Below are 24,834 nucleotides of genomic sequence, written 5' to 3' on the forward strand. Positions count from 1 at the left end.
CAGGGGCTTCTAGCCGCTTTCTTTGCTTATCTTTCTTTGCGGCGGCAAAGAAAGTAAGTGCCGCCCCGCACAGGGGCAACGCTAATAGACCACTAACAATTCAAGGAAAGGCACCAAAGCCAGAACAAGGAAAGGCCAAAACCCTAAGAGCACGGACAAAAGCGCCGAGCAGGCAAAAAATCAACCTTGCCGAAGGCAATACCCAGCAACAGCATCCAACACCCCTTCATCCTCGCCAACGGCAACAGCACACCGAATCTCGACAGCCGGATACACCCCCCGACACCTCTCAATCACCTCCGGCAGATCCCTCCGCACATGCCCACCTTGCCCAAAAAACACAGGCACAACAGTCACAACAGAGCACCCGTCGGAGACAAGATCCCCAACAGCAGTAGGCAAATCCGGCTCCATCAACTCAAGAAAAGCCAACAAAACCGCCCCTGCATCAGCGCCGCGCGCAGCGCGCACCTTCTCAGCAAGCCTCTCAAACGGCTCCCGCCACCGCACATCCCTTGCGCCATGCGCAAACAAAACAAGTCCATGCGTAGCCATGACAAAGGCCCCTAATGGCGATCAACCCACTTCAACCCGACCAGCCCGAGCACGAGATAAACCAGCCCCGGCGTAGCCGCAGTCAACGGCGCAGGCCACGTATTCAACGTGCCGATATGCGAGAACAGCGTATTGAACAGCTGGAAACTCATCCCCAGCATGATCCCGCCGAAAACCTTCACCCCCACCACGCCGGCGCGCGTATGCAGATACGCGAACGGCAACGACAACACCAGCATCACGAACACCGCAAACGGATACAGCAGCTTGCGCCACAGCGCGATTTCATACCGCTGCGTGTCCTGATGATTCTCGGTCAAATGCTGGATGTAGCGGAACAGGTTGAACATCGACATCCGGTCCGGCGACACCAGCAGCACCGACAAGATCTGCGGCGTCAGTTCCGAACGCAGCGAATACGCCGGCAACGCCACCTGCTTTGCACGGTACACCGGATTCAATGCATCTGCCGGCGTGCCCGCAGGAGGGGGGACGTCGATCAGTTGCGTGTCCGTCACATCAGTCAGTTGCCAGTGACCCGGCGGCTGGTACGTGCCGCTCTTCGCGATCCGCACGTTAGAGAGACGGAACTGCGAATCGAATTCGTAGATGCGCACGTTGCTGATCGTCGCGTCCGGCTTCAATTCGCCGACGTTGACGAAGCGCGTCACCTGCTCGCCGTCCGCGCGCGCGGTTAGCGTGTCCTTCACCCATACACCGGACTCGAAGTTGCTCGATACCGACGACCCCAACGCCTCAAGCCGCACGCGTTCCGACAACTGATCCGTGTACGGACCGACCACTTCGCCGATCAGGTAAGTCAGGAACACCAGCGGAATGCCGATCTTCATGAGCGAGCGCAGCGCCTGATTGGTGGCGAGGCCGGACACTCGGAAAATCGTGTATTCGGAGTTCGCCGCCATCTGCGCGAACACGTAGATCGCGCTGATCAATGCAGCAACCGGAATGATTTCGTAGAAGCGCGACGGCGTTTGCAGCGCGACACGCAGCACCGCGTACTGGAACTTGTAGTTGCCGTGGCCGACGGAATTCAGTTCGTTGATCAGGTCGAAGAAGAAGAACAGACCCGAAAACGCAAACAGAATGAAGATGAACGTGAGATAGATCTGACGCGCGAAGTACCTTTCATAGATGCGCATCGGTCAGCTCCCCTGCGAACGGCTGAACATCGCCCGCGTGAATAGCGGCCGGTTGCGCACGCGCAGCCAGAAGATGAACGCGACGATCACCGCCACGACAACGTGCAGGCCCACCAGTCCAGCCGCGAACGACATCCTGCCTTGCTCGATCCACGACTGCACGACGTTCAACAGATTGGAATACGTCAGATAGATCAGGACGGCCATCACCAGATTGATCGTGCGGCTGCGCCGCGGGTTCTGGTGCGCGAGCGGAATCGCCAGCAGCATCAGGTTGATCGCGATCAGCGGCAGCCCCGCGCGCCAGGCGAACTCGGCGAGATTTTCATCGGTAGGGTTACGCAGGAGCGTCAGCGTGGGCAAGCTGGTGGTAGTGGGCGTATTGACGACCGGCTGGCTCTGGATCTTCAGGCCGTAGCGTTCGAATTCCATGATGCGGAAATCGGGGTGGCCCGGTTCGCCGTCATAGCGGCGGCCGTTTTCCAGCACGACAAAGCGGTCGCCGTTCTTATGAGTCTCGGTGTGGCCGGTTTTCGACACGACCACGTTGACCTTGCCGTTCTCCGTACTGGTCACGAAGACGTTCTCGACACGCGCCTGGTCGGGCGACATCTTCTCGATGAAGAACACGCGGTGGTTGGTGGCCGACTCGCGGAATTGACCCGGCGCGAGCAGCGAGACTTCGTCGCGCTGCTGGAAGCGCGCGCGCAGCAGCTTGTTCTGCTGGTTCGACCACGGCCAGCCGACGAACACGAAGAACATGATGAGGATGATGATCGGCGTGGAAAAAATGGCGATCGGCTTGATGAATTGCGTCAGGCTCACCCCGGAGGACAGCCACACGACCATCTCGGAGTCTTTGTACCAGCGTGTCAGGACGAACAGGATCGACACGAACAGGGTCGCGACGAGCATGATCGCCAGGTAGCCGATCACAGTCAGGCCGATCAGGACCAGCACGTCGCGCGGGTCGATCTCGCCCGAGGCCGCGAGGCCGACGATGCGAATCATCATCGTCGTCAGCACGAGCGTGAGGAGAACCATGAACACGGCACCAGCCGTATACGCGAGTTCGCGCTGGAGGGAGCGTTCGAAGATCATTATTGATGATGAGGTGGGGCGCTCTCGGTGACGTACGGATTGGTTCCCGTCACGCCTCCGGTGCAGCCGCCGCGGGAAAAATAGCGGATAATTGCGGCTTTCATCCTAAGCCCAGATTTTATCCGAGGACAAGCGCGATGGACTTTAGCATAAAAGCCTGTGATTGGACCAAAGGCTCGTCAAACGGTTTCCTGACCGGGAAATCCGATTGCATCGTAATCGGCGTGTTCGAGTCGCAAACGCTCTCGGGCGCTGCGCTGGAGATCGACGCGGCCACCAAGGGCCTCCTGACCCGCGTCATCAAGGCCGGCGACATGGACGGCAAGGCCGGCACCACCCTGTTCCTGCACGAAGTCTCAGGCATCGGCGCTTCGCGCGTGCTGCTGGTCGGCCTCGGCAAGCAGGATGCTTTCAGCCAGAAAGCCTACGGCGAAGCCGTGCGGGCCGCCTGGCGCGCACTGCTCGGCACCAAGATCGTCCAGGTCACCTTCACGCTCGCCCAGCTGCCGATCCTCGAGCGCTCGGTCGATTGGGGCGTGCGCGCCGCGATCCTCGCGCTGCGCGAGTTGAGCTACCGCTTCACGCAGATGAAGAGCAAGCCGGACAACGCGCCGCGCGCCCTGAAGCGCATCGTGTTCAGCGTCAATACCGGCGACGAAAAGGCCGCCAAGCTCGCGGCCAAGCAGGGCGCGGCGCTTGCCAACGGCATGGATCTGACGCGCGACCTCGGCAACCTGCCGAGCAACGTCTGCACGCCGACCTATCTTGCCAACACCGCGAAGAAGCTCGCCAAAGACTGGAAGCTGAAAGTCGAAGTGCTCGGCGAGAAGCAGTGCGAAGCCCTGAAGATGGGCTCGTTCCTGTCGGTCACGGCCGGCTCGGTCGAACCGGCCCAGTTCATCGTGCTGCAGTACCAGGGCGGCGCCGCGAAAGCCGCGCCGGTGGTGCTGGTCGGCAAGGGCGTCACGTTCGATACCGGCGGCATTTCGCTGAAGCCGGGCGAAGGCATGGACGAAATGAAGTACGACATGTGCGGCGCCGGTTCGGTGCTGGGCACGTTGCGCGCCGTCGCCGAAATGGGCTTGAAAATCAACGTGGTCGGCATCATCCCGGCCGTCGAGAACATGCCGTCGGCCACCGCCACCAAGCCGGGCGACATCGTCACCAGCATGAAGGGCCTGACGATCGAAGTGCTGAACACGGACGCCGAAGGCCGGCTCATCCTGTGCGACGCGCTGACCTATGCCGAGCGTTTCAAGCCGGCGGCGGTGATCGACATCGCCACGCTCACCGGCGCCTGCATCATCGCGCTGGGTCACCACAACAGCGGCCTGTTCTCGAAAGACGACGCGCTGGCGGGCGAGCTGCTCGATGCCTCGCGTGAAGCCTCCGACCCGGCCTGGCGCCTGCCGCTCGACGACGAGTATCAGGATCAGCTCAAGTCGAATTTCGCGGATCTGGCGAACATCGGCGGCCGTCCGGCGGGCAGCGTGACGGCGGCGTGCTTCCTGTCGCGCTTCACTGACGCGTATCCGTGGGCCCATCTGGACATCGCCGGCACAGCGTGGAAGAGCGGCGCGGCGAAGGGCGCCACCGGCCGCCCGGTGCCTTTGCTCGCGCAGTTCCTGATCGATAGGGCCGCGGACGGTCGCGCTGCACAATGACGCATTGCAGTAAGGTTGCAGGCATTGCTGTAGACGCAAAGCGGAGCCGCCGATGACGAGAATCGATTTTCACTCGAACGTCGGCGATTCGCTGCTGTATGCGTGCCGCCTGATCCGCAAGGCGTATCAGGCGGGCCAGCCGACCATCGTGCTGGCCGAGCCCGCGCGTCTGCGGGCTTTCGACGAGCAGTTGTGGACCTTCTCACCCCTCGACTTCGTGCCGCACTGCATGGCGGGCACGGCGCTTGCCGCGCAAACGCCAATCGTGCTGGCGTCGAACCTCGATGATGTGCCGCATCATCAGGTGCTGCTCAATCTCGGCGCCACGGTGCCGGCGCAATTCGCCCGCTTCGAAAGATTGCTGGAAGTGGTCGGTAACGCACACGACGAACTCGCGGCTGGCCGCGAACGCTATCGTTTCTATCGCGATCGCGGCTATGCTTTGAACAACTACAAGCAAGGCAGTTAGGCCCCCAGCCGGGTCCTATTTCGCCCGCGTCGCGTGATGTTTTTGTCGGATGGATTCGACGCGCGCGCGGCCTGCCTCGGCTTGGACTCAAACACGGAGAGCGCGCGTGTCCGATCCTAACGATAGTTCGATCCCGGTTTTGAACGAGATTCTCGTGCCGGGCAATCCCGCCCAGGCGCGCCAGGCGGAGGGCGGCGCAGCGGCGCCGGCTACCCAGCCAGTGTCCGATCCCGCCACTGCGCAAGAACCGGTCCTTACGCCGGAACCCACACACGAGCCGGTGCCTGCGCCTGCGCCAGCATCCCAGCATGCGCCAAAGGAGCCGACGCTCGCGCCGGAGCCCGCGCACGTGTCGGAGGAAGCGCATCCGGCCGAGCACCACGCCCACCCGAAAAAGCGTTCGAGGGCACACCACGCTTCCGATCACCGGCACGGGCATGAGCCGGCCATGGCGCCGTCAGCAGGCGTCTTCGATCGGGCTGAACCGCATGCGCCGATCGAGGCGGGTACGATCGTGCCGCCGGATATCGCTTATGAAACGCAGCCGCAACCGAACCTCGATGCCGATGTCATCGCCGAACGTCTGCGCGGACGGTTCGCGGGTTTTCTGACGGGAGATGGGCGCGGCATCATCGAAGCACGTTGCCGTGATGCGTTGCAGGATCACACCTCCTGGCTCGTCAACCAGATCACACGCGAAGTCGCGTTGGCGCTGGAGACGGAATTGACCGGCTGGGTCAGGGAAGCGGTCGATCAGGAGATCGCGCGGCGCTCGGGCAGCGCCTGATCGTGGCCGAGGGCGCGCCGTTATCCGGGCGCGCTCACCGCTTTCATCAAGCGGCGTTCATTTGAGTCTTCGTTACGTGTGGTTATTTGAGCGTCAGCACCCAGCTCGCCAGCGTAGCCGCCTGATCGGGCGTGAGTTGCGTATTCGCGGGCATCGGCACCGCGCCCCACACACCCGTGCTGCCATCCAGAATCTTGTGCTTCAGATAGGTCGCGGCATCTTCGCGGCCGGCATATTTCGAGGCGACGTCATGCAGCGCCGGTCCCATGAATGGACGCGTCACCGAGTGGCAGCTCATGCAGTTTTCTTGCTGAGCAAGCGCGAGGGCGGCAGGCACCTCCGCGTACGCCGCCGGACTGCCGGCGCCTAACATGGAGCTCAGCACGCTGGCCGTTGCGAGCGCTGCATACGACATTGATTTCATTCTGGTCTCCGTCGGTGCAGGTGCCCGACTCGTGGTGCACGCATTATAAAAGGAAAGGGGCGCACGGTTTCCCGTGCGCCCCTTTGCGCTTTTTCGTAACTGACGCAACCGATGTGGCGTCGAGCGATGCTAGGCGTTGGCCCCGGCGACTCGAGGTGAATCGAGGCGGATCAGCGTAGCGTGCTCAATGCCCGCTCAGCCCGTCACGGCGCCCTTGTTGGCCGGCAGCGCCAACGCGGAGTACTTCGCCAGCACGCCACGCGTGTAGCGCGGCTTCGGTTGCTGCCATGCAGCGCGGCGGCGTTCCAGCTCGGCGTCGTCGATGTTCAACTGCAGAAGCAGCTTGTGCGCGTCGATCGTGATCGAGTCGCCTTCCTGCACGAACGCGATCGTGCCGCCCACGAACGCTTCCGGCGCCACGTGACCGACCACCATGCCCCACGTGCCGCCCGAGAAGCGGCCGTCGGTGATCAGGCCGACGCTTTCGCCGAGCCCCTTACCGATGATTGCGGACGTCGGCGCGAGCATTTCCGGCATGCCGGGGCCGCCCTTCGGGCCGAGGTAGCGCAGCACGACCACGTCGCCGGCCACGATCTTGTCGGCCAGAATCGCTTCCAGCGCGCTTTGCTCGTCGTCGAACACGCGGGCCGGCCCGGTGATGACCGGGTTCTTCAGGCCGGTGATCTTGGCGACGGCGCCGTCTACGGCGAGGTTGCCCTTCAGGATCGCCAGATGGCCTTCCTTGTACAGCGCCTGCTCGATCGGGAAAATCACCTGCTGGTCGGCGCGCGGCTTGCTCGGCACGTCCTTCAGTTCTTCGGCGATCGTCTTGCCGGTGATCGTGATGCAATCACCGTGCAACAGGCCTGCGTCGAGCAGGATCTTCATGACTTGCGGAATGCCGCCGGCCTTGTGCAGATCGGTCGCCACGAACTGGCCCGACGGCTTCAGGTTGCAGATCACCGGCACCTTCTTGCGCATGCGCTCGAAGTCTTCGATGGTCCATTCCACTTCAGCCGCGTGGGCGATGGCGAGGAAGTGCAGCACGGCGTTGGTCGAGCCGCCCGTGGCCATCAGCACGGCCACGGCGTTTTCGATCGCCTTTTTCGTGACGATGTCGCGCGGCTTCAGATCTCTCTTGACCGCTTCGACCAGCACGCGTGCCGACTCGGCCGCCGAGTCGACCTTTTCCTGGTCCGGATTGGCCATCGTCGACGAATAAAACAGCGACATGCCCAGCGCTTCGAACGACGAGCTCATCGTGTTGGCGGTGTACATGCCGCCGCACGAACCCGTAGACGGGCACGCGTTCTTTTCGACCCCTTCAAAATCTTCTTGCGACATGCGGCCGGCCGTGAACTCGCCCACGGCTTCGAACGAGGACACGATGGTCAGGTCGGTGCCCTTCCAGTTGCCCGGACGGATCGTGCCGCCATACACGTAGATGCTCGGCACGTTGGTGCGCAGCATGCCGATCATGCCGCCCGGCATGTTCTTGTCGCAGCCGCCGATCACCACCACGCCGTCCATCCACTGGCCTTGCACGCACGTCTCGATACAGTCGGAGATGACTTCGCGCGACACGAGCGAGTACTTCATGCCTTCGGTGCCCATCGACATGCCGTCCGAAATCGTCGGCGTGCCGAAGATCTGCGGATTCGCGTCGGCGCCCTTGACCGCGGCGACGGCCGCGTCGGCCAGTCGCTGCAGGCCGGCGTTACACGGCGTGATGGTCGAGTGGCCGTTGGCGATGCCGATCATCGGCTTGTCGAAGTCGGCCTTTTCGTAGCCGAGTGCGTAGTACATCGAGCGGTTCGGTGAGCGCGCCACGCCTTGCGTGATGTTCTTCGAACGACGGTTGTATGCCATGGGGAACTCCAATCTGTTTTGTTTTGATCCGTGCTGCGTGTGCGGGACTCAGGTGCTGCCGCAGAGGCTTGCGGTGACGCTGCAATGCGTTGCCGGCGGCGTCGGCCGATACGGCGGTTCTGGTCAGTTCAGTTTAGTTCCGACGCGTTGCGCAAGGGTGCAGTTTTGCGAAGCGCGTGTCCAATATATTATTCAGGCTCGATTAGGTCGTAAAATGTATTAATCATGTTGCCTCCGATTCCTGATCTGCGCCAATTGCGCTATTTCGTGACCGTCGCTGAAGAAAAGCACTTCGGGCGGGCGGCCGTGCGCCTTTCCATGACGCAGCCGCCGTTGTCGCAGGCGATTCGGGCGCTGGAGGAAACACTTGGCGTCGAGCTGTTTGCGCGCACCAAGCGCTCGGTGGAGCTGACTCCGGTGGGCGTTGACCTGTTGCCCGAAGTGCAGCGTCTGCTGGCGAGCGCCGAGGGCCTGCGGCCGCTGGCGCAGAGCCTCGCGCGAGGCGAGGCCGGGGCGCTCTCGCTGGCTTTCGTCTCAACGGCGGATTACGGCCTGCTGCCGCTGCTGCTGCGTGATTTCGGCGCGCGCCATCCACGGGTGCGCCTCGAACTGACCGAAGCCACCAGCGACGTGCAGATCGACGAACTGGTGGCCGGGCGCATCGACGCAGGCCTCGTGATCGCGCCGCTACCGTCGCGCCATGCCGCCCAGCTCTCGTGGCTGCCGATCGCCCGCGAGCCGCTGGTGATCGCGATGTCGACGGACATGGCGAAGCGAGTGGGCAGCGCCGCAGGTTCCAAGGCTGACTCGCCCGCGGAGTGGCTGGATACGCCCATCAGCCTGCGCGACGTCGCCGACGAGCCGCTCGTGATTTTCCCGAGGCGTCTGGCGCCAGGCTTTTATGACATCATTATGGATTGCTACGGCGTGGCGGGCCTCTCGCCCCGGGTCGGCCAGGAGGCGATCCAGATGCAGACGATCGTGAGCCTCGTGTCGGCCGGGATGGGCGTCGCACTGGTGCCGCAATCGTTGCGTAATCTGCGCCGCACGGGTGTCGTGTACCGGCCGCTCTCCGAATCGGTGCCGGCGATCGAGACGGGTTTGGTCTGGCGCACGGCGGAGGTGAGTCCGGTGCTGGCCGGCTTCATCGAGATCGTGCGGGCGCACGCGGCGACCATGGAGGCGCAGTTCGCGGCGCCTCGTGTTTAGGCGAGCTTAGGTGAGCCGCTGCCGCGAACGCATTGCAAGCGGAACCGTCCAACGCATGCGCCGCATGATGCGCACACCGCCGGCTGCTACTTGAAACCCGACTAGAAATCCGCTTCTGAACCTGAACTGCCCATAACAACACGATGCTCATTCACCCGAATTTCGACCCCGTTGCCATTCATCTGGGGCCGCTTGCTGTGCGCTGGTATGGACTGATGTACCTCGTTGCGTTCATCGCGGCGATTGTCGTCGGCCGCTTGCGGCTGCGTTTGCCGTACGTCGCCGCGCAAGGCTGGACCGCTAAAGATATCGACGACATGCTGTTTTACGGCGTGCTCGGTACGATCCTCGGCGGCCGGCTCGGCTATGTGCTGTTCTACAAGGCGAGCTTTTACTTCGCGCATCCGCTCGACATCTTCAAGGTGTGGGAAGGCGGTATGTCGTTTCACGGCGGCTTCCTCGGCGTCACGCTGGCAATGGTGCTGTTCGCCTATCAGCGCAAGCGCTCGTGGCTGCAGGTCACCGATTTCGTCGCGCCGATGGTGCCGACCGGGCTCGCGGCTGGGCGCCTCGGCAACTTTATCAACGGTGAGTTGTGGGGCCGTGTGACCGATCCGTCGGCACCCTGGGCCATGCTGTTTCCCGGCGCCGCGCCGGACGACGCCACGTGGCTCACCACTCATCCGCAACTGGCCGCGCAATGGCATCTGAACGAAGTGTTCGCGCAATATCACATGCTGCCGCGTCATCCGTCGGAGTTGTATGAGATCGCGTTCGAAGGCGTGGCGCTGTTCTTCGTGCTGTTCTTCTTCTCGCGCAAACCGAAGCCATTGGGCGCGATTTCCGCAATGTTCCTGATCGGCTACGGTCTCGCGCGTTTCACGGTGGAATTCGCGCGTGAGCCGGACGATTTCCTTGGGCTCCTGGCAATGGGTCTCTCGATGGGCCAATGGCTCTCGCTGCCAATGATCCTCGTGGGCATCGGGATACTGGTGTGGTCCTATCGCCGTGCGCGGCGTGAACCGGCGCAGCCAGTCGGCGCAAACTGAGCGCTACGTTTTATCGTAGTGAGAAGCCAACAAAAAAAGCCACGGCATGCCGTGGCTTTTTTCTTTACAGCAGGACGTCTGGCGTAAAACTGCTTACTTCATCTGCACCGAGCCCGACACATTGACCGTGACAGTCGACGTGCCGCCTTCGATCGGCACCGGCGCGGATGCCTTCGCATCGGCACCCATTGCGCGTGCGCTCATCATCATCATTGGGCGCGGCATGACGCCGTTGTGCCCGACGTTGACCTCGCGAATCGAATAGCCGTTGTAGCCGAATGCCTGCGCCGACGAAGCGGCTTGCTCGCGGAACGACTTGATGGCTTCGCCGGTGAGCTTCTGCTCCGCGGCACGCTGCGCTTCTGGCGACAACGAGAACTGCACGTTGCCGACCTGCATGATCGATGCCATCTGGCCCGCGAGCTTCGACGCCGCGGCGAAGTCGTGCGATTCAAGCACAACTTCAGTACGGCCGCGCCATGCGGAAATGCGGCCGTCACGATCGGTGGACGGGTAGATCGAGAAGGAGCCGGTGCGAGCCGTTACGCCGTTCACGCCCTTGGCTTTTTGCAGCGCCGCATCGGCGCGTTGGTTCAGCGTGGAGGTGAGCACGGACGGATCACTCGCTTCCTGCTCATAGAAAAGCGTGATATCGACGACGTCTTGCGGCACTTCCGAGCTTGCTTGCGCATTCAGCGACAGCACGCCCGCGGGTTGATATTGCGTCACGCCCTGCGCGCGGGCCATGGCCGGCGTCAACGCGAGCGCAGCAGGCGCGGCGCATACGAGAGCGAGAGCGAGTGCACGTGCGGTGTTTTTCGTCATTCTTGGACTCCTTGCTTGAACAGGTTGTGCACGATTGGAGCGAACGTCATGCGGTGGCACAACGTTTGCGAGTCCGTTAGGCGCTTGTAACCTGAGCTTGGTTCCCTAATTTGACGTTTGCTGAACGTTTGTGTTCATCGGCGCACGGACATGCGCGTGACGCAAGCGGCAACGGGTCACATGCGCGTATGCAAGGTCAAACAAGACGTTTGGTGATGAAGCGCCATTCAGCTTCGGTCACCGGTGTGATCGACAGGCGGTTGCCTTTGACGAGCACACGCATGTCCTTCAATTCTTCATGCTCGCGCAGCGCGGCAAGCGGAATCAAGGGGATCTTCTTCTTGAACACCACATCGACGAGTAGCCAGCGCGGCGTTTCCTGCGACGACTTCGGGTCGTAGTAGGGGCTCTTCTTGTCGAATTGAGTGGGGTCCGGATACGCGGTGGACGACACCTCCGCGAGCCCCGCAATGCCCGGCTCCGGGCAACTCGAGTGATAGAACAGCACACCGTCGCCGACCTGCATCATGTCGCGCATGAAGTTGCGCGCCTGATAGTTGCGCACGCCGGTCCACGGCAACGTGTGGTGCGGTGCCTCTGCCAGATGGTCGATGCTTGCTTCGTCCGGTTCGGACTTCATTAGCCAGTAGCGCATGAATCGAGTTGAACGTTAAAGGTTTGACACAGCAAAAAAAAATCGAGGCCCAAAGAAAAACGGCACCGAACCGAAGTCCGATGCCGTTTGAATAAGGTCCCCGCCTTAGCCGCTAGGCCGGCATCCTGAACCGGGAGTTCAGAATTGGTCGCAGTTAGCAGCACTTCGGGTACATCAGACAGAGTGACGCGCACACCCGTGCTACAAATTTCCACAACCGTGCACATGGCATTGGTTCAAGGAATATATGACCTTGGCGAACCAGGCAGGGAAGTCAAACCGATTGAATTCAAGACGTTTGCATGAATCTTTGCTCATGCACCTCGTTTGAATCCGCAGCCGATCTCAGGACCGGCTACAAGATACTTTTACATGCTGTACTGCTGAATCACAGTACCCAGTTGCTCGTTCATTTGGTGCATTGTACGCCGGATTTCTTCAGCGGGAAATGCTTCTCCGTGCCGCACGCTGCTTTGCAGCTTAAGCAGTTCTGATGCCAGCGACAGCGCGGCCATGACGGCAATGCGATCCGTGCCGCGCACGTTGCTGCTATTGCGGATCTTCGACATCTCGGCGTCGACGCGAGCAACCGCTTCAAGCAACGCGCCTTCAGTTTCCGGCGAGCAGGCGAGACGATAGGGCACGCCGAGAATCGATACTTCGATCTGCTTGGTGGTCATGCATTTTCTCCATGGCGGGTGACGTCGCTCTCCGCTTCTTCCTCATGCGGCGCGGTCTCGAGCAGATCGAGCTGATTATCAGGCTCGCTGTGCGCGCGGGCCCGCGGCAATTTTTCGAGGATCGCATTGAGGCGCACCTGTGCGTCGTCGATCTTTGCCGACAGCGCGTCGCGTTCCGCCTGCAGCGCATCGCGCTCCTCGCGCATCAGCGCGAGTTCCGTGCGCGTGGCCTCGGCTTCGGCACGCGTTTGGGCGAGCTGATCTTCGAGCGCGAGCCGCGCTTCATTGTGGCGTTGGCTGATCGTGATCAGCTTGCCGATATTCTGTGAAAGTGTTTCGAGTTCGGTGAGCATCTGCTGCGTCCTCTAAAGACATCGCATTTTAGCGCGGAATGTCGCAGGTTCCGACAATTGTCTCGTTTCGAGACGTAACAACATCGCTTTGTGCCGGCTTTTATCGACCATATGATGAAAAACAACTCATGCATCGGACAATAACCTGCACTTAACAGAACAGTTTGCGCACGGATTAACCATTCTTGACGGACCCGAGGGCCGCTCCTAAACTGGCCGCACTTTGGTGCCCGCGCGCGCTTTTCCACAGTGTGCGCAGTTAAACGGGAAGCAGGGCGCGCGCTTCGCCTGAACGCGCCAACCTGCGCTGCCCCCGCAACGGTAAGCGACCGCATTCGTCATGCAGGTCGATCCTGATCGCGTGTTTGATGCTTAACACGCGAGTGTGCCACTGCGCGTCACGCGTGGGAAGGCGGGATCGATGTGTCGCCAGCCCGGATACCGGCCAGAGGGAGAGGCTCGTTCCCGCGCAAACGTAAAACAACGCGGGCGCCTCGTTACGCATCGGCCCGCGGGGAAGCGGGCCGCGCACGCTATCCACAGGAATGTCATCCCATGCTGTCCCCTATCGCTCGCGCGGCGTTGCTCGCCTTTGCGAGCCTGCCGCTCGTCGTGCATGCTCAAGCTACTGCTTCTTCTGCGTCACCGTCCTCGTCGTCATCTTCTTCTGCCGATACGGGGGCGAGCGGTTCGTCAGCCGCGGTGTTGTCGCCCATTGTCGTGACCGCGGAGCGCGGGCCGCAACCGCTCGCCGATGCGATCCCGCAGACCACGCTGTTCGACCAGCAGGACATCGCCGATACGGCCGCGACCGATTTGCCCGGCCTGCTGCAACTCGCGCCCGGCGCGCAAATCTCGCGCACCGGTGGTCCGGGTTCCACGACGAGCCTGTTTCTGCGCGGCGCGTCGTCGACGCAATCGCTTTTGCTGATCGACGGCGTGCGGGTCGACTCCGTGAGTCTGGGCGCGCCGCAACTCGCGCAGATTCCCCTCGACCAGATCGATCACGTTGAGGTGGTGAATGGCAATGTGTCCGCGCTTTACGGCTCCGGCGCAATTGGCGGCGTGGTGCAGGTGTTCACGAAAGACGGCGGCGACCATCCGCCGCGTTTCAATTTTTCGGTGGGCTATGGCAGCTATCACACACAGACGCAGCAGGCCGGCGTGAACGGCGCGCTCGATAAAGACGGCAACACCACCTTCAGCATTTCGCTCGCGCGTTCGAAAGACGACGGCTTCTCCTCGCTCAATCCGTCGCAGGCGCCCAACGCGAATCCGAACGCGAACGGCTATCTGAACGAAAGCATCTCGGCTTCGCTGCGTCACAAGTTCAGCGACAAGTGGGACGCGGGCGCCACCTATTTCCAGTCGAACGGCAATAACAGCTACGACAACGCGTACGGCGTGCCGACCGATCTGAACAACCTCTACAGCAAAGTGCGCCAGATGTCGGTGTTCGCGAACGGCAAACTGACCGACTGGTGGACCACGCACTTCATCGTTTCCGAAGGCGACGACCGCAGCGTGGCGAATACCAACGGCATCTACAACGGCCGCTTCGATACCGACAATCGCCAGTACACGTGGCAGAACGATTTTGCGCTCGCCGCGCAGCAGAAACTGCAGGTCGGCTATGAGCATCTGGATCAGAGCCTCGACTCGGATACATTCACTGCGCCCGACCGGCATGTGGATTCGGGCTTTGTCGGCTACACGGGGCGCTTTGGGCGCAATCAGATTCAGGCCAACGTGCGGCGCGATCAGTATTCCGATTTCGGCGGGGCGAACAGTTACTATCTCGGCTACGGTTTCGATATCACCGAGCATTGGAAGGCGACTGCAAGCTATTCGGATTCATTCCGCGCGCCGAGCTTCGACGATCTGTACTATCCGCTCAGCGGCAATCCGTCGATCCAGCCCGAGCGCAGCCATTCGATCGAAGCAGCGTTGCAGTACGCATCGAACGCGCTGGGTGTGATGCGTCTGAGCGCGTTCCAGACGCGTTATTCGAATCTGATCGACTACGAGCAGGTTACGCCCGGCATCTTTTTGGCCGAGAACGTCGGCCGTGCGAAGGTGCAGGGGCTTGAGGGATCGTGGAGCGGCCATGTGGGCAAGACGGATGTGCGTGCGTCGGTGACGTTGCAGAATCCTGTCGACCTCGATAGCGATACCGATCTTGTGCGTCGTGCAAGACGCTTCGCGTCGCTGGCGGTAAATCGCAGCATTGCCGGGTGGCGTGTCGGCGGCGAGTGGATTGTCAGCGGCGCGCGTGAAGATAGCAGCGGCACGCTGGGCGGCTACGGCGTGGTGAATCTGTCGGCGCGCTACAACATCACGAAGGCATGGTACGTCGCCGCGCAGATCCAGAACCTGTTGAACAAGGACTATGAAACGGCCTACTCGTATAACTCGCCGCGGCGCGGTGCGTATGTCACGGTCGGTTGGCAGCAGCAATGACGAACGTACTTGCATGAAAACGTGCCGATGAACCGTAGCTCGAGCCCGATGCCCACGACCACGTTGCGCGTGATGAGCGCAAAGCGCGCCGCCGCGATCTGGCTCGTGCTCGCGGCGATCGCGCTGGTTGTGCTGATGGCATCGCTCGCGCTCGGCAGTGTGTCTATCGCGCCGGCGCGCGTGTTGGCGGCGCTGCTGCCGTCGCACGCGTCGCATGTGGTGTCCGGCGATCTTGCCGGCGAGATCGTGCGCACGCTGCGGTTGCCGCGCGCGCTGGCCGGCTTCGCGTGCGGCGCGTTGCTTGCGCTGGCGGGGGCGCTGCTGCAAGTGCTGTTGCGTAATCCGTTGGCCGAACCCTACGTATTAGGCGTGTCGGGTGGCGCGGCGACATTCGCGCTGGTTGCGATGATCGCCGGTTGTGCGTGGTGGATCGTCGACGCCAGTGCATTCGCCGGCGCCTTCGTGTCGATCCTGCTGGTGCTCGGCCTCGCACGCCGTGAGTTGTGGCGGGGCGAACCGCAGGATACGTCGCCGCGTTTGCTGCTGACCGGTGCGGTGATCGCGGCCGGCTGGGGCGCTGTCATTACCCTGTTGCTTAACCTTGCGCCGGACAATCGGCTGCGCGGCATGCTGTTCTGGTTGACCGGCGATCTGAACGGCGGCGCGATGCCATGGACGGCGCTCGCCGCGCTCGTCGTCGTGCTGATGGCGATCGTACCCGCTGCGCCGCGCCTGAATGTGCTGCTGCGGGGCGATGCCGCCGCGCAGGCGCTCGGTGTTGCGGTGATGCCGCTGCGCCTGCGCGTATATCTGGTGGCGTCGCTGGCGGCCGCTGCGGCGGTGACCACGGCGGGCACGATCGGTTTTGTCGGGCTCGTTGTGCCGCATATGTTGCGGCTCGCGTTCGGCAACGATCAGCGCATGCTGCTGCCCGCAGCGGCGCTCGGTGGCGGTGTCGCGGTGATGGGCGCGGATCTGATTGCGCGTACGGTGATCGCACCGGCGCAATTGCCGGTCGGCGTGATCACGTCGATCGTCGGCGTGCCCGTGTTTCTGTGGATGCTGTTGCGCAGGTGCCGATGATGAACGCACACAACGCTCCGCATTCGGCGCTTAGCGTGCAACGCCTGACCTTGCGTGCGGGCATGCGCACCTTGCTCGACGCATTCACGCATACGTTCTATGCGGGCGAGATCTGGTGCATCGCGGGCCCCAACGGCGCGGGCAAGACGACCTTGCTATCCACGCTTGCCGGTCTGGCGCAGCCATCGGCGGGTCATGTCGAACTCGACGGCGTGCGTCTCGCCGACTGGCAGCCATTGCCGCTCGCGCAGCGTCGCGCGCTGATGCCGCAAAGCGCTGCGGACGCCTTCAGCGCGACCGTGCTCGACATCGTGATGCTGAACCGCTTTCCGCATTTGACCGGCTGGGGTTGGGAGGGCGAGGCCGATCGCGCGGCCGCGCATGCCGCACTGGACGTTTTGGGCCTCGCCGCATTCGCTGCGCGCGACGTGCTGTCGCTTTCCGGTGGCGAACGTCAACGCGTTGCGCTCGCGGGGGTGTTATGCCAGGAAGCGCCGTTGTTGCTGCTCGACGAACCGCTCTCGCATCTGGATCTGCACCATCAGATCGACTGTCTCGAAGCGCTGACCGCCTGGACACGCGAACCTCGGCGTACAGTGATGTTTTCGTGCCACGACTTGAACCTGGCGCGCCGCTTCGCAACGCATGCGTTGCTGCTCGACGGCAACGGCGGCGCGTATGCCGGGCCGGTGCACGACGTGCTAACGCCGACGCTGACGAGCCGTGCGTTCGGCTATCCGTTGATTCTGATTCGCGACGGCGAGCATGAGGCGCTGATTCCCGCGCCGCGCTCGCGTCACGAATCGCCTGCGGCGCATGACACGTCAGCAGGCTAAGCGCTTGATAAAAACACTCTCTTTTCTAGAAACGTCTATGACTTCTTTACCAGGATTGCCGGGATTGGCGGGATTGACCGAAGTCGAACCGCTCGATCAAACGCTGCGTGCCGAACTGCAACACATCATCGATACCAAGACCAAGCCGCCCGGCAGTCTTGGGCGGCTGGAAACGCTCGCGCGCCAGATGGGGCTGATCCAGCGTACGACGCACCCCACGGTCGCACGTCCTGCGATGATTGTGTTCGCCGGTGACCACGGTATTGCGCAGGAAGGTGTGAGTCCGTATCCGCAAGCGGTGACCGCGCAAATGGTCGCTAACTTTCTCACGGGCGGCGCGGCGATCAATGCGTTGAGCCGCGTCTCCGGCGTCGAGCTCGAAGTGGTCAACTCAGGCATTGCCACGCCGATGCCTTCGACGGAGGGGCTCATCGACATTCCGGTCGCAGCCGGCACGCGCAACTTCGCGCACGAACCCGCCATGACGCATGAACAGGCGCTGACCGCGATGCAGGCGGGTGCGGCTCGCGTGCGGCATCACGCGGCGCTCGGCACCAATGTGATCGGCTTCGGTGAAATGGGGATTGCGAATACGTCGTCGGCCGCGTGTCTGATGAGCCGCTTGTGCGGCGTGCCGATCGACGAATGCGTAGGCCGCGGGACCGGTCTCGACAACGCGGGGCTTGCAAAAAAGCGCAACGTACTCGCCTCTGCAGTCGCGCATCACGCGGCGTCCAGCGATCCGCTCAACGTGCTCGCCACCTTCGGCGGCTTTGAAATCGCCATGATGGTGGGGGCATACCTTGCTGCCGCGCAAGCGCGTATGACGATCCTTATCGACGGTTTTATCGCAACCTCGGCGTTGCTGGTGGCCGATGCGTTCGCACCGAACGTCCGCGAGTATTGTGTGTTCGCGCATGCGTCGAATGAGGCGGGGCATCGGCGCATGCTCGATCATTTCGGTGCGCTGCCGTTGCTTTCGCTCGATATGCGTGTCGGCGAAGGCACCGGCGCGGTACTCGCGGTGCCGTTGCTGCGCGCAGCAGCGGCGTTCATTAACGAAATGGCCAGCTTCGAATCGGCCGGTGTCGCCAATCGCGATGCGTGAGCCGTTATACGAAGCGCAGTCATACAGAAACGTGCGTTCGGCTCACTCATGAATCCGCTCGCTGAACTCCGCTATTTCTTCACGGCGCTCGGCTATTTCACGCGCGTGCCTGTGCCGCGCTGGGTCGGCTATGAGCCGCACTATCTGAATGCGGCGGCGCGTTATTTCCCGCTCGTCGGTCTATTGGTCGGTGGATTGAGCGCGCTGGTCTATCTCGCGGCGTTGCATGTCTTTCCCGCGGGCGTGGCGGTGCTTCTGTCGATGGCGGTGTCGCTTCTCGTCACCGGCGCATTTCACGAGGACGGACTCGCCGATTGCGTCGATGCGTTCGGTGGCGCCTATACGCGCGAGGACGTGTTGCGCATCATGCATGATTCGCGCATCGGCGCTTTCGGCGCCATCGCGCTCGTGATTGCGCTAGCACTGAAGTGGCAGACGCTCACCGCGTTGCCGCCGATGCGCGCCGCAAGTCTGATGATTGCAGCGCATGCCGCGAGCCGTGTGTTCGCCATCAGCTATCTGGCCACACTCGACTACGTGCGCGCCGAAGGCAAAGCCAAACCGGTTGCGCAACGCTTGAGCGGCCCCGCGTTGCTCTGCGCCGCGGTGTTCGGTCTGCCGTTGTTGCTCTGGCCGAACTTGCTGGATTCGCCGAATTGGCGCTTCGCCTGCGTGACGCTTGTCATACTGGTGGCGTTGCGCTTTGCATTGGGCCGCTATTTCGTCAGACGCATTGGTGGCTACACCGGCGACTGCCTCGGCTTCGCGCAACAGATCTTTGAACTGAGCATCTACCTCGTGGGGCTCGCATGGATATCGTCCTGATCCGTCATCCTGCCGTCGCGCTCGATTCAGGGGTGTGCTACGGCCACAGCGACGTAGCGCTCGCCGAAGACGTCGAGGTGTCGGCAAGTGCTCTTGCGCTGAAACTGGCGACCTTGCAGATACCGCCGCCGCGTGTGCTGATGTCGAGTCCGTTGACGCGTTGCGCGACTCTCGCTGCGGTCATGGCGAACGATTTCGGTTGCGCGCTCAGTCACGACGATCGTCTGAAGGAAATGAATTTCGGCGATTGGGAGGAGCAGCGTTGGGACGCAATCGATCGCGAACTGCTCGACGCCTGGGCGGCCAACTTCGAGCACGCGCGTGCGCATGGCGGCGAGAGCGTCGCGCAATTCGTCGCGCGGGTGCGAGCGTGGTTCGACGCGTTTGCGCTGACGCGCGAGTTGTCGCCGGCGTATGTGGTCACGCATGCCGGCGTCATACGGGTGATCGCTTCGCTGGTGCTGGAGGTGCCGGTGGAAAGCTGTCTGCGCTGGTCGTTGGAGATGGCGGGGATTGTCTGGCTGCGCAGGGATGATGAAACGCAGCAGTGGTCGTTGGTGAGATGGAATGTGTGAGGGACGGAGCTTGGTCCCCGCAGTCCCCCGAATCGCGTCAGTCCAGCCTTATTCGTGACACTTTTTCAGGAAATTTGTCGCGAAAACAGAAATCGTGACACTTTGAGACGCAAAAAGTGTCGCGATTCACGCGATTTGTGCCACAATGCCATGAAAAAGTGTCGCGATTAGGATTTATCGCGACACATTGGCAAGAGGTGGCGCGCATGAACAGCAGTGGCATCAAGCAGGAACTGGATCTGATCGAGCAGCTCATCGCGGCAAGCGCCGAGGGGCGAGGCGTTCGTGCGCTTGCAGCGGCACTTGCCGGGCGCCGCCATCCCATGCAACGCCGTACGCTGCAACGTCGTCTTGACGTGTTGCTCGAAACGGGCCGGATCGTCTCGGAAGGTGCCGGCCGGGCAGTGTCCTACAAGCAGGCTGCGGCTCCTGGCGCGGCTGCTTCCCCCACCCAGGTTGTCGCTGGCGCAAGCACTTCCGGCGAGGCCTACGTGCCCGTATCCAGTGCTGGGCTCGAGGTGCGCGCGGAAGTGAACCGGCCGCTGCACGAGCGCCGGCCGGTCGGCTATAACCGTGCGTTTCTCGAACGCTATCGTCCGAATCAGGACGCGTATCTATCGCAAGCGCAGCGTGAACGGCTGCATGAATGGGGCCGCACGTCGGCGGATGTGCGGCCGGCCGGCACCTACGCACGCGACATCATGAGCCGGCTTCTGATCGATTTGTCGTGGGCGTCGTCGCGACTCGAGGGCAATACTTACACGCGGCTCGACACCGTGCGGCTGATCGAGCAAGGGCACATTGCGGAAGGCAAGGACGCTCAGGAAACGCAGATGATCCTGAACCACAAGGCCGCGATCGAAATGATCGTCGAGAGCGCGGACGAAGTGGGCTTCAATCGATTCACCGTACTGAATCTGCACGCGATTCTCTCCGACAATCTGATGTCCGACCCGTTCGCCAGTGGTCGTTTGCGCGCGCGCGAAGTGGAGATCAGCGGCACCGTATTTTTTCCGCTCGCCGTACCGCAGCAAATCGCGGAATGCTTCGAGGCGGTGTTGAACAAGGCCGCCCAGATCGACGATCCTTTCGAGCAGGCTTTCTTCAGCATGGTGCATTTGCCCTATCTGCAGCCGTTCGAAGACGTCAACAAAAGGGTCTCGCGTCTGACCGCGAATATCCCTCTGATCCGGCAGAATCTATGTCCGCTGTCGTTCATCGACGTTCCCGAAAAGGCCTACGTCGACGGCACGCTCGGGGTGTACGAGGCCAATCGTGTCGAGTTGTTGCGCGACGTCTTCATCTGGGCGTACGAGCGCTCGTGTCAGCGTTATCTGGCGATTCGACAATCTATCGGCGAGCCGGACGCGTTTCGCCTCAAGTATCGCAATGCGTTGATACAGGTCGTGCAGGAGGTGATTCGCGGCGGCCTTGCTGGTACGCGCGGTGAGATTGAAACTCTCGCACAGAATCAGGTGGATGCGGCGGAGGTATCTTCGTTCGTCGATGCGATTCAGTCCGATCTCGATCAACTCTACCTGGGTAATGTTGCGCGCTATCGGCTGCGGCTTTCCGAATTCGAACGCTGGCCGTTCAAGCGGGCGGACGCCGTCTCGCGCTAACTCGGCGCTGCCTGCTTCACAGCTTTCGCAGCGGCATCACTGCGTGTCGTTCTTCCTGCGCGAGCGCGCTAGCTCCAGGTCTTCGCACATTTGCTTTGCCCCCTGCGCAATACGAGGCGCCGGCCGGTTGATCAGATCGCCGTCGATGGCGAACAGATTGTTGTTCGCCACTGCTTTAAGGCTCGGCCACGCGCGCCATGTATCGAGTTGCGGCAAGGCGGTGTCCGGTTTGGTTGCGCCGGGTGCCGCGGTGACGATCGCTTCCGGATTCGCGGCTAGCACTGCTTCGGTCGAGACGGTCGGCACCAGCGGTTCGAGTTTCGCAAACACATTGCGGCCGCCGCATAGCGCGATCACGTCGCTGACCATATGTTCGCCGTTGAGCGTCATCAACGGCTGATCCCACACCTGATAGAACACGCCGACAGGCGGGCGGCTCGCATAGTGCGTACGCAGTCGTGCGATGTCCTGACGGTATGCTGCGGCCGCCGCATCGGCGGTCGGCGAGGTGCCGAGCAATTGCCCGAGCTTCGTCAGCGACACGGCAACATCGTCGAGATGATGCGGCTCGCTGAAGAACAGCGGCACATGCATCTCACGAAGACGATCGAGCTGGCGCTGCGCATTGCCATGCCGCCATACGACGATCAGATCGGGCTTCAACGCGACGATTCGTTCGAGGTCGAGCGCCTTGTTGTCGCCGACACGCGGCAGTTGCTTCGCTTCGGGTGGATAGTCGCTGTAGGACACGGCGCCGACCAGTTTCGCGCCACCGCCCGCGGCGTACAGCAGTTCGGTGACGTGCGGCGCGAGACTGATGACGCGTTGTGCGGGAACGGACAGCGTGACGGTCGCGCCGGTGTCGTCGGTGATGGTGATCGCGGCGTGCGCGTGCAGCGTGCTCGCTCCAAGTGCTGCGGCGATGACGAAGCGCGCGAGTCGAATCATCGAACAGCCTCGCGCAGACTCTCTTCAAAGCGTGTCCATTCCGTGTCGCTGGCAGGCAGCCCGAAACGCACGCTGCCCGTTGCTGTGAAGAGCCGTGTCCACACGCCGCGTTGTGCTAACGCTTCATGCAGAGCGGCGGCGCGCTCGTCGGCGGTCCATGCGAAGAGCGGTGTGCTGTGCGTGGCGAAACCGTGGGCCTGCAACAGTCTTACCAGACGGACGCTCTCGGCTTCGAGCAGCGTGCGCATCTGCTGCTGCCACGCCGTGTCTTCAAACGCGGCTTTGACTGCGTGACGGGCCGGGCCGCTGACAGTCCATGCCCCGAGCGTAAGCCGCAAAGCGTCGAGCAAAGACGGCGCACCGAGTACGAAACCGGCGCGCACACCCGCGAGCCCGAAGAATTTCCCCGGCGAACGCAGCACGATCAACCCATCGCGATGAGTACTTGCCGCGAGCGACGCCGAAGGCATCGTATCGGCGAATGCCTCGTCGATCAGCAGCGTGCCGCCGCGTGCGATGAGTTGCTTATGCCAGCGCAGCAGCTTGTCGGCGTTGAGATGTTCAGCGGTCGGATTGTTAGGATTCACGACGACAACGTGAGTGAGCGCGTCGGGTAAAGTGTCCCAGGACACATCCAGTGGCACGACCTCGTGCCCAGCACGCTCGAATGCGGGCGCATATTCGCTATATGTGAGCGGCGCGATGCCAACCCGGGCACGTGGCAAAAGCACCGGCAGTGCGCGAATCCCTGCCTGGCTGCCCGCGACGGGTAGCACATGGGCTGCATCGGGCGCGCCATAGTAACGCGCTGCGCAGGCTGCAAAACCGTCACCGTCGTCGGGCAGGCGGCGCCAGGCATCGGCGGGAACCGGTGGCACTGGATAGCCGTGCGGATTGATACCCGTCGACAGGTCGAGCCATTGCGCGTACGGAATGCCGTAACGCTCAGCCGCTTCGTGCAGATTGCCGCCGTGAACCACGGCGTTGAACGTGATGCCGGAATTGGTCGTGCGCTCAACCATTCGATCAACCATGAAAGGGCACACTTAGCAACGCCAGCACGATCAGTACCGCCAGCCAGAGAATGACCGTCCGTTCGACCAGCATCAACGCCGCCGTAACGTGACTGGCCTTCGCAGCGTGTCCGAAACCAAGCGTCGGCCTGTGTTCAAGCGCTCCGTGATACACCGCGGGTCCGCCGATCAACACATTCAGACTGCCCGCGCCCGACGCCATGACCGGCCCGGCATTCGGACTGTCCCAACGCGGCGCCTGTTCGCGCCAGCAACGCAGCGCGGTGCGCGTGTCGCCGAGCAAGGCGTAGCTCGCCGCGGTAAGGCGCGCGGGAATCCAGTTAAGCACATCGTCGATGCGCGCGGCGGCCCAGCCGAAGCGCAAATAGCGCGGCGTGCGGTAGCCCCACATGGCATCGAGCGTGTTGGCCAGACGAAACCCCAGCGCGCCCGGACCGCCCGCGATCGCGAACCAGAACAGTGCGCCGAAGATCGCATCGTTGCCGTTTTCCAGCGCCGATTCGACGGCGGCGCGTGACAGCGCCGCTTCGTCGGCATGAGCGGTTTCGCGCGACACGATGCGCGAGGTCAAGAGGCGCGCTTGCGCCAGATCGCGCCGCGCCAGCGCCTCGGCGATCGGCGCAATGTGATCGTGCAGGCTGCGTGCGCCGAGCGCGAACCACAGCAACACGACATGCACCGCGCAGGCCGCAAAAAAAGGCAGCACGGAGACGAGCCACCAGGCGATCAGCACCGGCGGCATTACCGTCAGCGACCAGGCGAGTAGTCCCTTGAGACGCAAGCGCCGGCCGGTGTTGTAGTGCGTTTCGAGGCGCATCGCCCATTTGCCGAAGCCGACCAGCGGATGCGCGGTGCGCGGCTCGCCGAGCCAACGGTCGACTGCGACCCCCGCCGTTGCCAGCGTAACGATCAAAGGCAGCGACAGCATCACGCGCCTCCCGCTGTTTTCAAGGCGAGCGGCAAGCCCGCGACCATCATCGTGACCTGGGTGCTCAACGCGGCAATGCGCTGATTGAGCCGCCCGAGTTCGTCGACATAGAGGCGTGTTTCCGCGCCGAGCGGCACCACGCCCAAACCGATTTCATTGCTGACCACGATGATCTTGCCTCTGGCGTTGATGAGCGCTGCTTCGAAAGCGGCAAAGTGCGTGTGATAGTGATCGACCGGCAAGCCGTCGCCGTCAGGTGGGCATAGCAGGTTGGCGAGCCACAGCGTCAGGCAGTCGATCAGAATGCAGTGACCCGGCGCGTCGATTTGCGTGACGGCGCCGGCGAGATCCACGTCTGCTTCGTGCAAAGCCCAATGCGCTGGACGCCGCTCGCGATGATGCGCGATCCGCGCGCTGAATTCGGCGTCGTCGGCTACGCGCGCGGTGGCGATGTACGTGACGGGTAGGGCGCTGTCGTTCGCCAGTTTTTCGGCGTGCACGCTCTTGCCCGAACGGGCGCCGCCGAGAACGAAGGTGAGGTCGCGGGAAATCATCGCGTGATTGTACCGGCGTGCAGTGCGTGCCGGCACGATGGGATAATGCCGCGTTCATCGC

Annotated in this window: 25 protein-coding genes, 1 other RNA gene and 1 riboswitch; of the genes, 12 read left to right on the plus strand and 14 right to left on the minus strand. The window is 62.5% G+C overall.

Translation table 11 applies throughout. From position 1 onward, the window contains the following. Positions 1–180: 180 nt before the first annotated feature. Genes BM438_RS19095 through lptF form a run of 3 tightly spaced genes read right to left on the minus strand, consistent with a single transcriptional unit; the run spans position 181 to position 2,816 of the window. Positions 181–555, minus strand: coding sequence for a sirohydrochlorin chelatase (locus tag BM438_RS19095; protein WP_093636188.1), 375 nt, complete (start codon positions 553–555; stop codon positions 181–183). 11 nt (positions 556–566) lie between these two features. Beyond that, a complete protein-coding gene (lptG, locus tag BM438_RS19100) occupies positions 567–1,715 on the minus strand; it encodes an LPS export ABC transporter permease LptG (protein ID WP_054035129.1) in 1,149 nt (382 codons plus the stop codon). 3 nt (positions 1,716–1,718) lie between these two features. Continuing rightward, entirely contained in the window at positions 1,719–2,816 is a 1,098-nt protein-coding gene (gene lptF / locus BM438_RS19105; protein ID WP_093636190.1) for an LPS export ABC transporter permease LptF, read from the minus strand. Between the two features lie 137 nt (positions 2,817–2,953). On the opposite strand from lptF, the gene BM438_RS19110 reads away from it, so the two are divergent. The 3 genes from BM438_RS19110 (at position 2,954) to BM438_RS19120 (ending at position 5,736) form a co-directional block, all read left to right on the plus strand. Continuing rightward, a complete protein-coding gene (locus BM438_RS19110) occupies positions 2,954–4,480 on the plus strand; it encodes a leucyl aminopeptidase (RefSeq protein WP_093636192.1) in 1,527 nt (508 codons plus the stop codon). A 52-nt stretch (positions 4,481–4,532) separates the two neighbouring features. After that, on the plus strand, positions 4,533–4,949 hold the full coding sequence (locus tag BM438_RS19115) for a DNA polymerase III subunit chi (protein ID WP_093636194.1): 417 nt from the start codon (positions 4,533–4,535) through the stop codon (positions 4,947–4,949). Positions 4,950–5,055: 106 nt separating this feature from the next. Next, positions 5,056–5,736 (plus strand): DUF2486 family protein, encoded by a 681-nt coding sequence (locus BM438_RS19120; protein WP_093636197.1) that lies wholly within the window; start codon positions 5,056–5,058, stop codon positions 5,734–5,736. Between the two features lie 82 nt (positions 5,737–5,818). Here BM438_RS19120 and BM438_RS19125 read toward each other — a convergent pair whose 3' ends face one another. Together BM438_RS19125 and ilvD are read right to left on the minus strand one after the other, a co-directional pair. Next, entirely contained in the window at positions 5,819–6,160 is a 342-nt protein-coding gene (locus tag BM438_RS19125; RefSeq protein WP_093636199.1) for a c-type cytochrome, read from the minus strand. A 195-nt stretch (positions 6,161–6,355) separates the two neighbouring features. Continuing rightward, positions 6,356–8,029, minus strand: coding sequence for a dihydroxy-acid dehydratase (gene ilvD / locus BM438_RS19130; protein WP_093636201.1), 1,674 nt, complete (start codon positions 8,027–8,029; stop codon positions 6,356–6,358). A gap of 225 nt (positions 8,030–8,254) precedes the next feature. Here ilvD and BM438_RS19135 point away from each other — a divergent pair, with 225 nt between their 5' ends. Beyond that, positions 8,255–9,238, plus strand: coding sequence for a LysR family transcriptional regulator (locus BM438_RS19135; protein WP_093636204.1), 984 nt, complete (start codon positions 8,255–8,257; stop codon positions 9,236–9,238). A gap of 143 nt (positions 9,239–9,381) precedes the next feature. Next, entirely contained in the window at positions 9,382–10,287 is a 906-nt protein-coding gene (gene lgt / locus BM438_RS19140; protein ID WP_093636206.1) for a prolipoprotein diacylglyceryl transferase, read from the plus strand. A gap of 93 nt (positions 10,288–10,380) precedes the next feature. Here lgt and BM438_RS19145 read toward each other — a convergent pair whose 3' ends face one another. The 5 genes from BM438_RS19145 to BM438_RS19165 form a co-directional block, all read right to left on the minus strand. Next, a complete protein-coding gene (locus BM438_RS19145; protein WP_093636208.1) occupies positions 10,381–11,112 on the minus strand; it encodes an SIMPL domain-containing protein in 732 nt (243 codons plus the stop codon). Between the two features lie 196 nt (positions 11,113–11,308). Further along, on the minus strand, positions 11,309–11,767 hold the full coding sequence (locus BM438_RS19150) for an EVE domain-containing protein (protein WP_054035123.1): 459 nt from the start codon (positions 11,765–11,767) through the stop codon (positions 11,309–11,311). 93 nt (positions 11,768–11,860) lie between these two features. Next, a non-coding RNA gene (gene ssrS / locus BM438_RS19155) (6S RNA) lies at positions 11,861–12,042 on the minus strand. 93 nt (positions 12,043–12,135) lie between these two features. Next, the gene (locus BM438_RS19160; RefSeq protein ID WP_054035122.1) at positions 12,136–12,447 is read right to left on the minus strand and encodes a cell division protein ZapA; all 312 of its coding nucleotides are present in this window, start codon (positions 12,445–12,447) and stop codon (positions 12,136–12,138) included. Beyond that, positions 12,444–12,800, minus strand: a complete 357-nt coding sequence (locus tag BM438_RS19165; RefSeq protein WP_093636210.1) for an ATPase — start codon at positions 12,798–12,800, stop codon at positions 12,444–12,446. The genes BM438_RS19160 and BM438_RS19165 overlap by 4 nt, the downstream gene beginning before the upstream one ends. 207 nt (positions 12,801–13,007) lie before the next feature. Then, a riboswitch (cobalamin riboswitch) is annotated at positions 13,008–13,264 on the plus strand. A gap of 91 nt (positions 13,265–13,355) precedes the next feature. Here BM438_RS19165 and BM438_RS19170 point away from each other — a divergent pair. The 7 genes from BM438_RS19170 (at position 13,356) to BM438_RS19200 (ending at position 21,309) form a co-directional block, all read left to right on the plus strand. Beyond that, complete coding sequence (locus BM438_RS19170) at positions 13,356–15,260, plus strand: TonB-dependent receptor domain-containing protein (protein ID WP_093636212.1); 1,905 nt, start codon at positions 13,356–13,358, stop codon at positions 15,258–15,260. A 27-nt stretch (positions 15,261–15,287) separates the two neighbouring features. Further along, the gene (locus BM438_RS19175) at positions 15,288–16,343 is read left to right on the plus strand and encodes a FecCD family ABC transporter permease (protein ID WP_093636214.1); all 1,056 of its coding nucleotides are present in this window, start codon (positions 15,288–15,290) and stop codon (positions 16,341–16,343) included. Beyond that, on the plus strand, positions 16,340–17,179 hold the full coding sequence (locus BM438_RS19180; protein ID WP_093636610.1) for an ABC transporter ATP-binding protein: 840 nt from the start codon (positions 16,340–16,342) through the stop codon (positions 17,177–17,179). The genes BM438_RS19175 and BM438_RS19180 overlap by 4 nt, the downstream gene beginning before the upstream one ends. A 37-nt stretch (positions 17,180–17,216) precedes the next feature. Then, positions 17,217–18,287, plus strand: coding sequence for a nicotinate-nucleotide--dimethylbenzimidazole phosphoribosyltransferase (gene cobT / locus BM438_RS19185; RefSeq protein ID WP_093636216.1), 1,071 nt, complete (start codon positions 17,217–17,219; stop codon positions 18,285–18,287). A 48-nt stretch (positions 18,288–18,335) separates the two neighbouring features. Further along, on the plus strand, positions 18,336–19,112 hold the full coding sequence (locus tag BM438_RS19190) for an adenosylcobinamide-GDP ribazoletransferase (protein ID WP_093636219.1): 777 nt from the start codon (positions 18,336–18,338) through the stop codon (positions 19,110–19,112). Further along, on the plus strand, positions 19,097–19,687 hold the full coding sequence (cobC, locus tag BM438_RS19195) for an alpha-ribazole phosphatase (RefSeq protein WP_093636221.1): 591 nt from the start codon (positions 19,097–19,099) through the stop codon (positions 19,685–19,687). The genes BM438_RS19190 and cobC overlap by 16 nt, the downstream gene beginning before the upstream one ends. 206 nt (positions 19,688–19,893) lie before the next feature. Further along, the gene (locus tag BM438_RS19200) at positions 19,894–21,309 is read left to right on the plus strand and encodes a Fic family protein (RefSeq protein WP_093636223.1); all 1,416 of its coding nucleotides are present in this window, start codon (positions 19,894–19,896) and stop codon (positions 21,307–21,309) included. A gap of 36 nt (positions 21,310–21,345) precedes the next feature. On the opposite strand, the gene BM438_RS19205 is transcribed toward BM438_RS19200, so the two are convergent. The 4 genes from BM438_RS19205 to cobU are packed head-to-tail and all read right to left on the minus strand — an operon-like array spanning position 21,346 to position 24,773. Continuing rightward, positions 21,346–22,257 (minus strand): cobalamin-binding protein, encoded by a 912-nt coding sequence (locus BM438_RS19205; RefSeq protein WP_093636225.1) that lies wholly within the window; start codon positions 22,255–22,257, stop codon positions 21,346–21,348. Further along, the gene (gene cobD / locus BM438_RS19210; RefSeq protein WP_244179399.1) at positions 22,254–23,291 is read right to left on the minus strand and encodes a threonine-phosphate decarboxylase CobD; all 1,038 of its coding nucleotides are present in this window, start codon (positions 23,289–23,291) and stop codon (positions 22,254–22,256) included. Before cobD ends, BM438_RS19205 begins: the two co-directional genes overlap by 4 nt. Then, on the minus strand, positions 23,284–24,219 hold the full coding sequence (cbiB, locus tag BM438_RS19215; protein WP_093636229.1) for an adenosylcobinamide-phosphate synthase CbiB: 936 nt from the start codon (positions 24,217–24,219) through the stop codon (positions 23,284–23,286). Before cbiB ends, cobD begins: the two co-directional genes overlap by 8 nt. Further along, a complete protein-coding gene (cobU, locus tag BM438_RS19220) occupies positions 24,219–24,773 on the minus strand; it encodes a bifunctional adenosylcobinamide kinase/adenosylcobinamide-phosphate guanylyltransferase (RefSeq protein ID WP_093636616.1) in 555 nt (184 codons plus the stop codon). The genes cbiB and cobU overlap by 1 nt, the downstream gene beginning before the upstream one ends. Between the last annotated feature and the right edge of the window lie 61 nt (positions 24,774–24,834).

Origin of the sequence: Paraburkholderia aspalathi (genome assembly GCF_900116445.1) — a bacterium.
GTDB classification, from domain to species: Bacteria; Pseudomonadota; Gammaproteobacteria; order Burkholderiales; family Burkholderiaceae; genus Paraburkholderia; species Paraburkholderia aspalathi.

What these genes read in the sequence shown, in the direction of transcription:
- BM438_RS19095 (WP_093636188.1), bottom strand. Translation starts at nt 555, where the DNA reads ATGGCTACGCATGGACTTGTTTTGTTTGCGCATGGCGCAAGGGATGTG.
- lptG (WP_054035129.1), bottom strand. Translation starts at nt 1,715, where the DNA reads ATGCGCATCTATGAAAGGTACTTCGCGCGTCAGATCTATCTCACGTTC.
- lptF (WP_093636190.1), bottom strand. Translation starts at nt 2,816, where the DNA reads ATGATCTTCGAACGCTCCCTCCAGCGCGAACTCGCGTATACGGCTGGT.
- BM438_RS19110 (WP_093636192.1), top strand. Translation starts at nt 2,954, where the DNA reads ATGGACTTTAGCATAAAAGCCTGTGATTGGACCAAAGGCTCGTCAAAC.
- BM438_RS19115 (WP_093636194.1), top strand. Translation starts at nt 4,533, where the DNA reads ATGACGAGAATCGATTTTCACTCGAACGTCGGCGATTCGCTGCTGTAT.
- BM438_RS19125 (WP_093636199.1), bottom strand. Translation starts at nt 6,160, where the DNA reads ATGAAATCAATGTCGTATGCAGCGCTCGCAACGGCCAGCGTGCTGAGC.
- ilvD (WP_093636201.1), bottom strand. Translation starts at nt 8,029, where the DNA reads ATGGCATACAACCGTCGTTCGAAGAACATCACGCAAGGCGTGGCGCGC.
- BM438_RS19135 (WP_093636204.1), top strand. Translation starts at nt 8,255, where the DNA reads ATGTTGCCTCCGATTCCTGATCTGCGCCAATTGCGCTATTTCGTGACC.
- lgt (WP_093636206.1), top strand. Translation starts at nt 9,382, where the DNA reads ATGCTCATTCACCCGAATTTCGACCCCGTTGCCATTCATCTGGGGCCG.
- BM438_RS19145 (WP_093636208.1), bottom strand. Translation starts at nt 11,112, where the DNA reads ATGACGAAAAACACCGCACGTGCACTCGCTCTCGCTCTCGTATGCGCC.
- BM438_RS19150 (WP_054035123.1), bottom strand. Translation starts at nt 11,767, where the DNA reads ATGCGCTACTGGCTAATGAAGTCCGAACCGGACGAAGCAAGCATCGAC.
- BM438_RS19160 (WP_054035122.1), bottom strand. Translation starts at nt 12,447, where the DNA reads ATGACCACCAAGCAGATCGAAGTATCGATTCTCGGCGTGCCCTATCGT.
- BM438_RS19165 (WP_093636210.1), bottom strand. Translation starts at nt 12,800, where the DNA reads ATGCTCACCGAACTCGAAACACTTTCACAGAATATCGGCAAGCTGATC.
- BM438_RS19170 (WP_093636212.1), top strand. Translation starts at nt 13,356, where the DNA reads ATGCTGTCCCCTATCGCTCGCGCGGCGTTGCTCGCCTTTGCGAGCCTG.
- BM438_RS19175 (WP_093636214.1), top strand. Translation starts at nt 15,288, where the DNA reads ATGAACCGTAGCTCGAGCCCGATGCCCACGACCACGTTGCGCGTGATG.
- BM438_RS19180 (WP_093636610.1), top strand. Translation starts at nt 16,340, where the DNA reads ATGATGAACGCACACAACGCTCCGCATTCGGCGCTTAGCGTGCAACGC.
- cobT (WP_093636216.1), top strand. Translation starts at nt 17,217, where the DNA reads ATGACTTCTTTACCAGGATTGCCGGGATTGGCGGGATTGACCGAAGTC.
- BM438_RS19190 (WP_093636219.1), top strand. Translation starts at nt 18,336, where the DNA reads ATGAATCCGCTCGCTGAACTCCGCTATTTCTTCACGGCGCTCGGCTAT.
- cobC (WP_093636221.1), top strand. Translation starts at nt 19,097, where the DNA reads ATGGATATCGTCCTGATCCGTCATCCTGCCGTCGCGCTCGATTCAGGG.
- BM438_RS19200 (WP_093636223.1), top strand. Translation starts at nt 19,894, where the DNA reads ATGAACAGCAGTGGCATCAAGCAGGAACTGGATCTGATCGAGCAGCTC.
- BM438_RS19205 (WP_093636225.1), bottom strand. Translation starts at nt 22,257, where the DNA reads ATGATTCGACTCGCGCGCTTCGTCATCGCCGCAGCACTTGGAGCGAGC.
- cobD (WP_244179399.1), bottom strand. Translation starts at nt 23,291, where the DNA reads ATGGTTGATCGAATGGTTGAGCGCACGACCAATTCCGGCATCACGTTC.
- cbiB (WP_093636229.1), bottom strand. Translation starts at nt 24,219, where the DNA reads ATGCTGTCGCTGCCTTTGATCGTTACGCTGGCAACGGCGGGGGTCGCA.
- cobU (WP_093636616.1), bottom strand. Translation starts at nt 24,773, where the DNA reads ATGATTTCCCGCGACCTCACCTTCGTTCTCGGCGGCGCCCGTTCGGGC.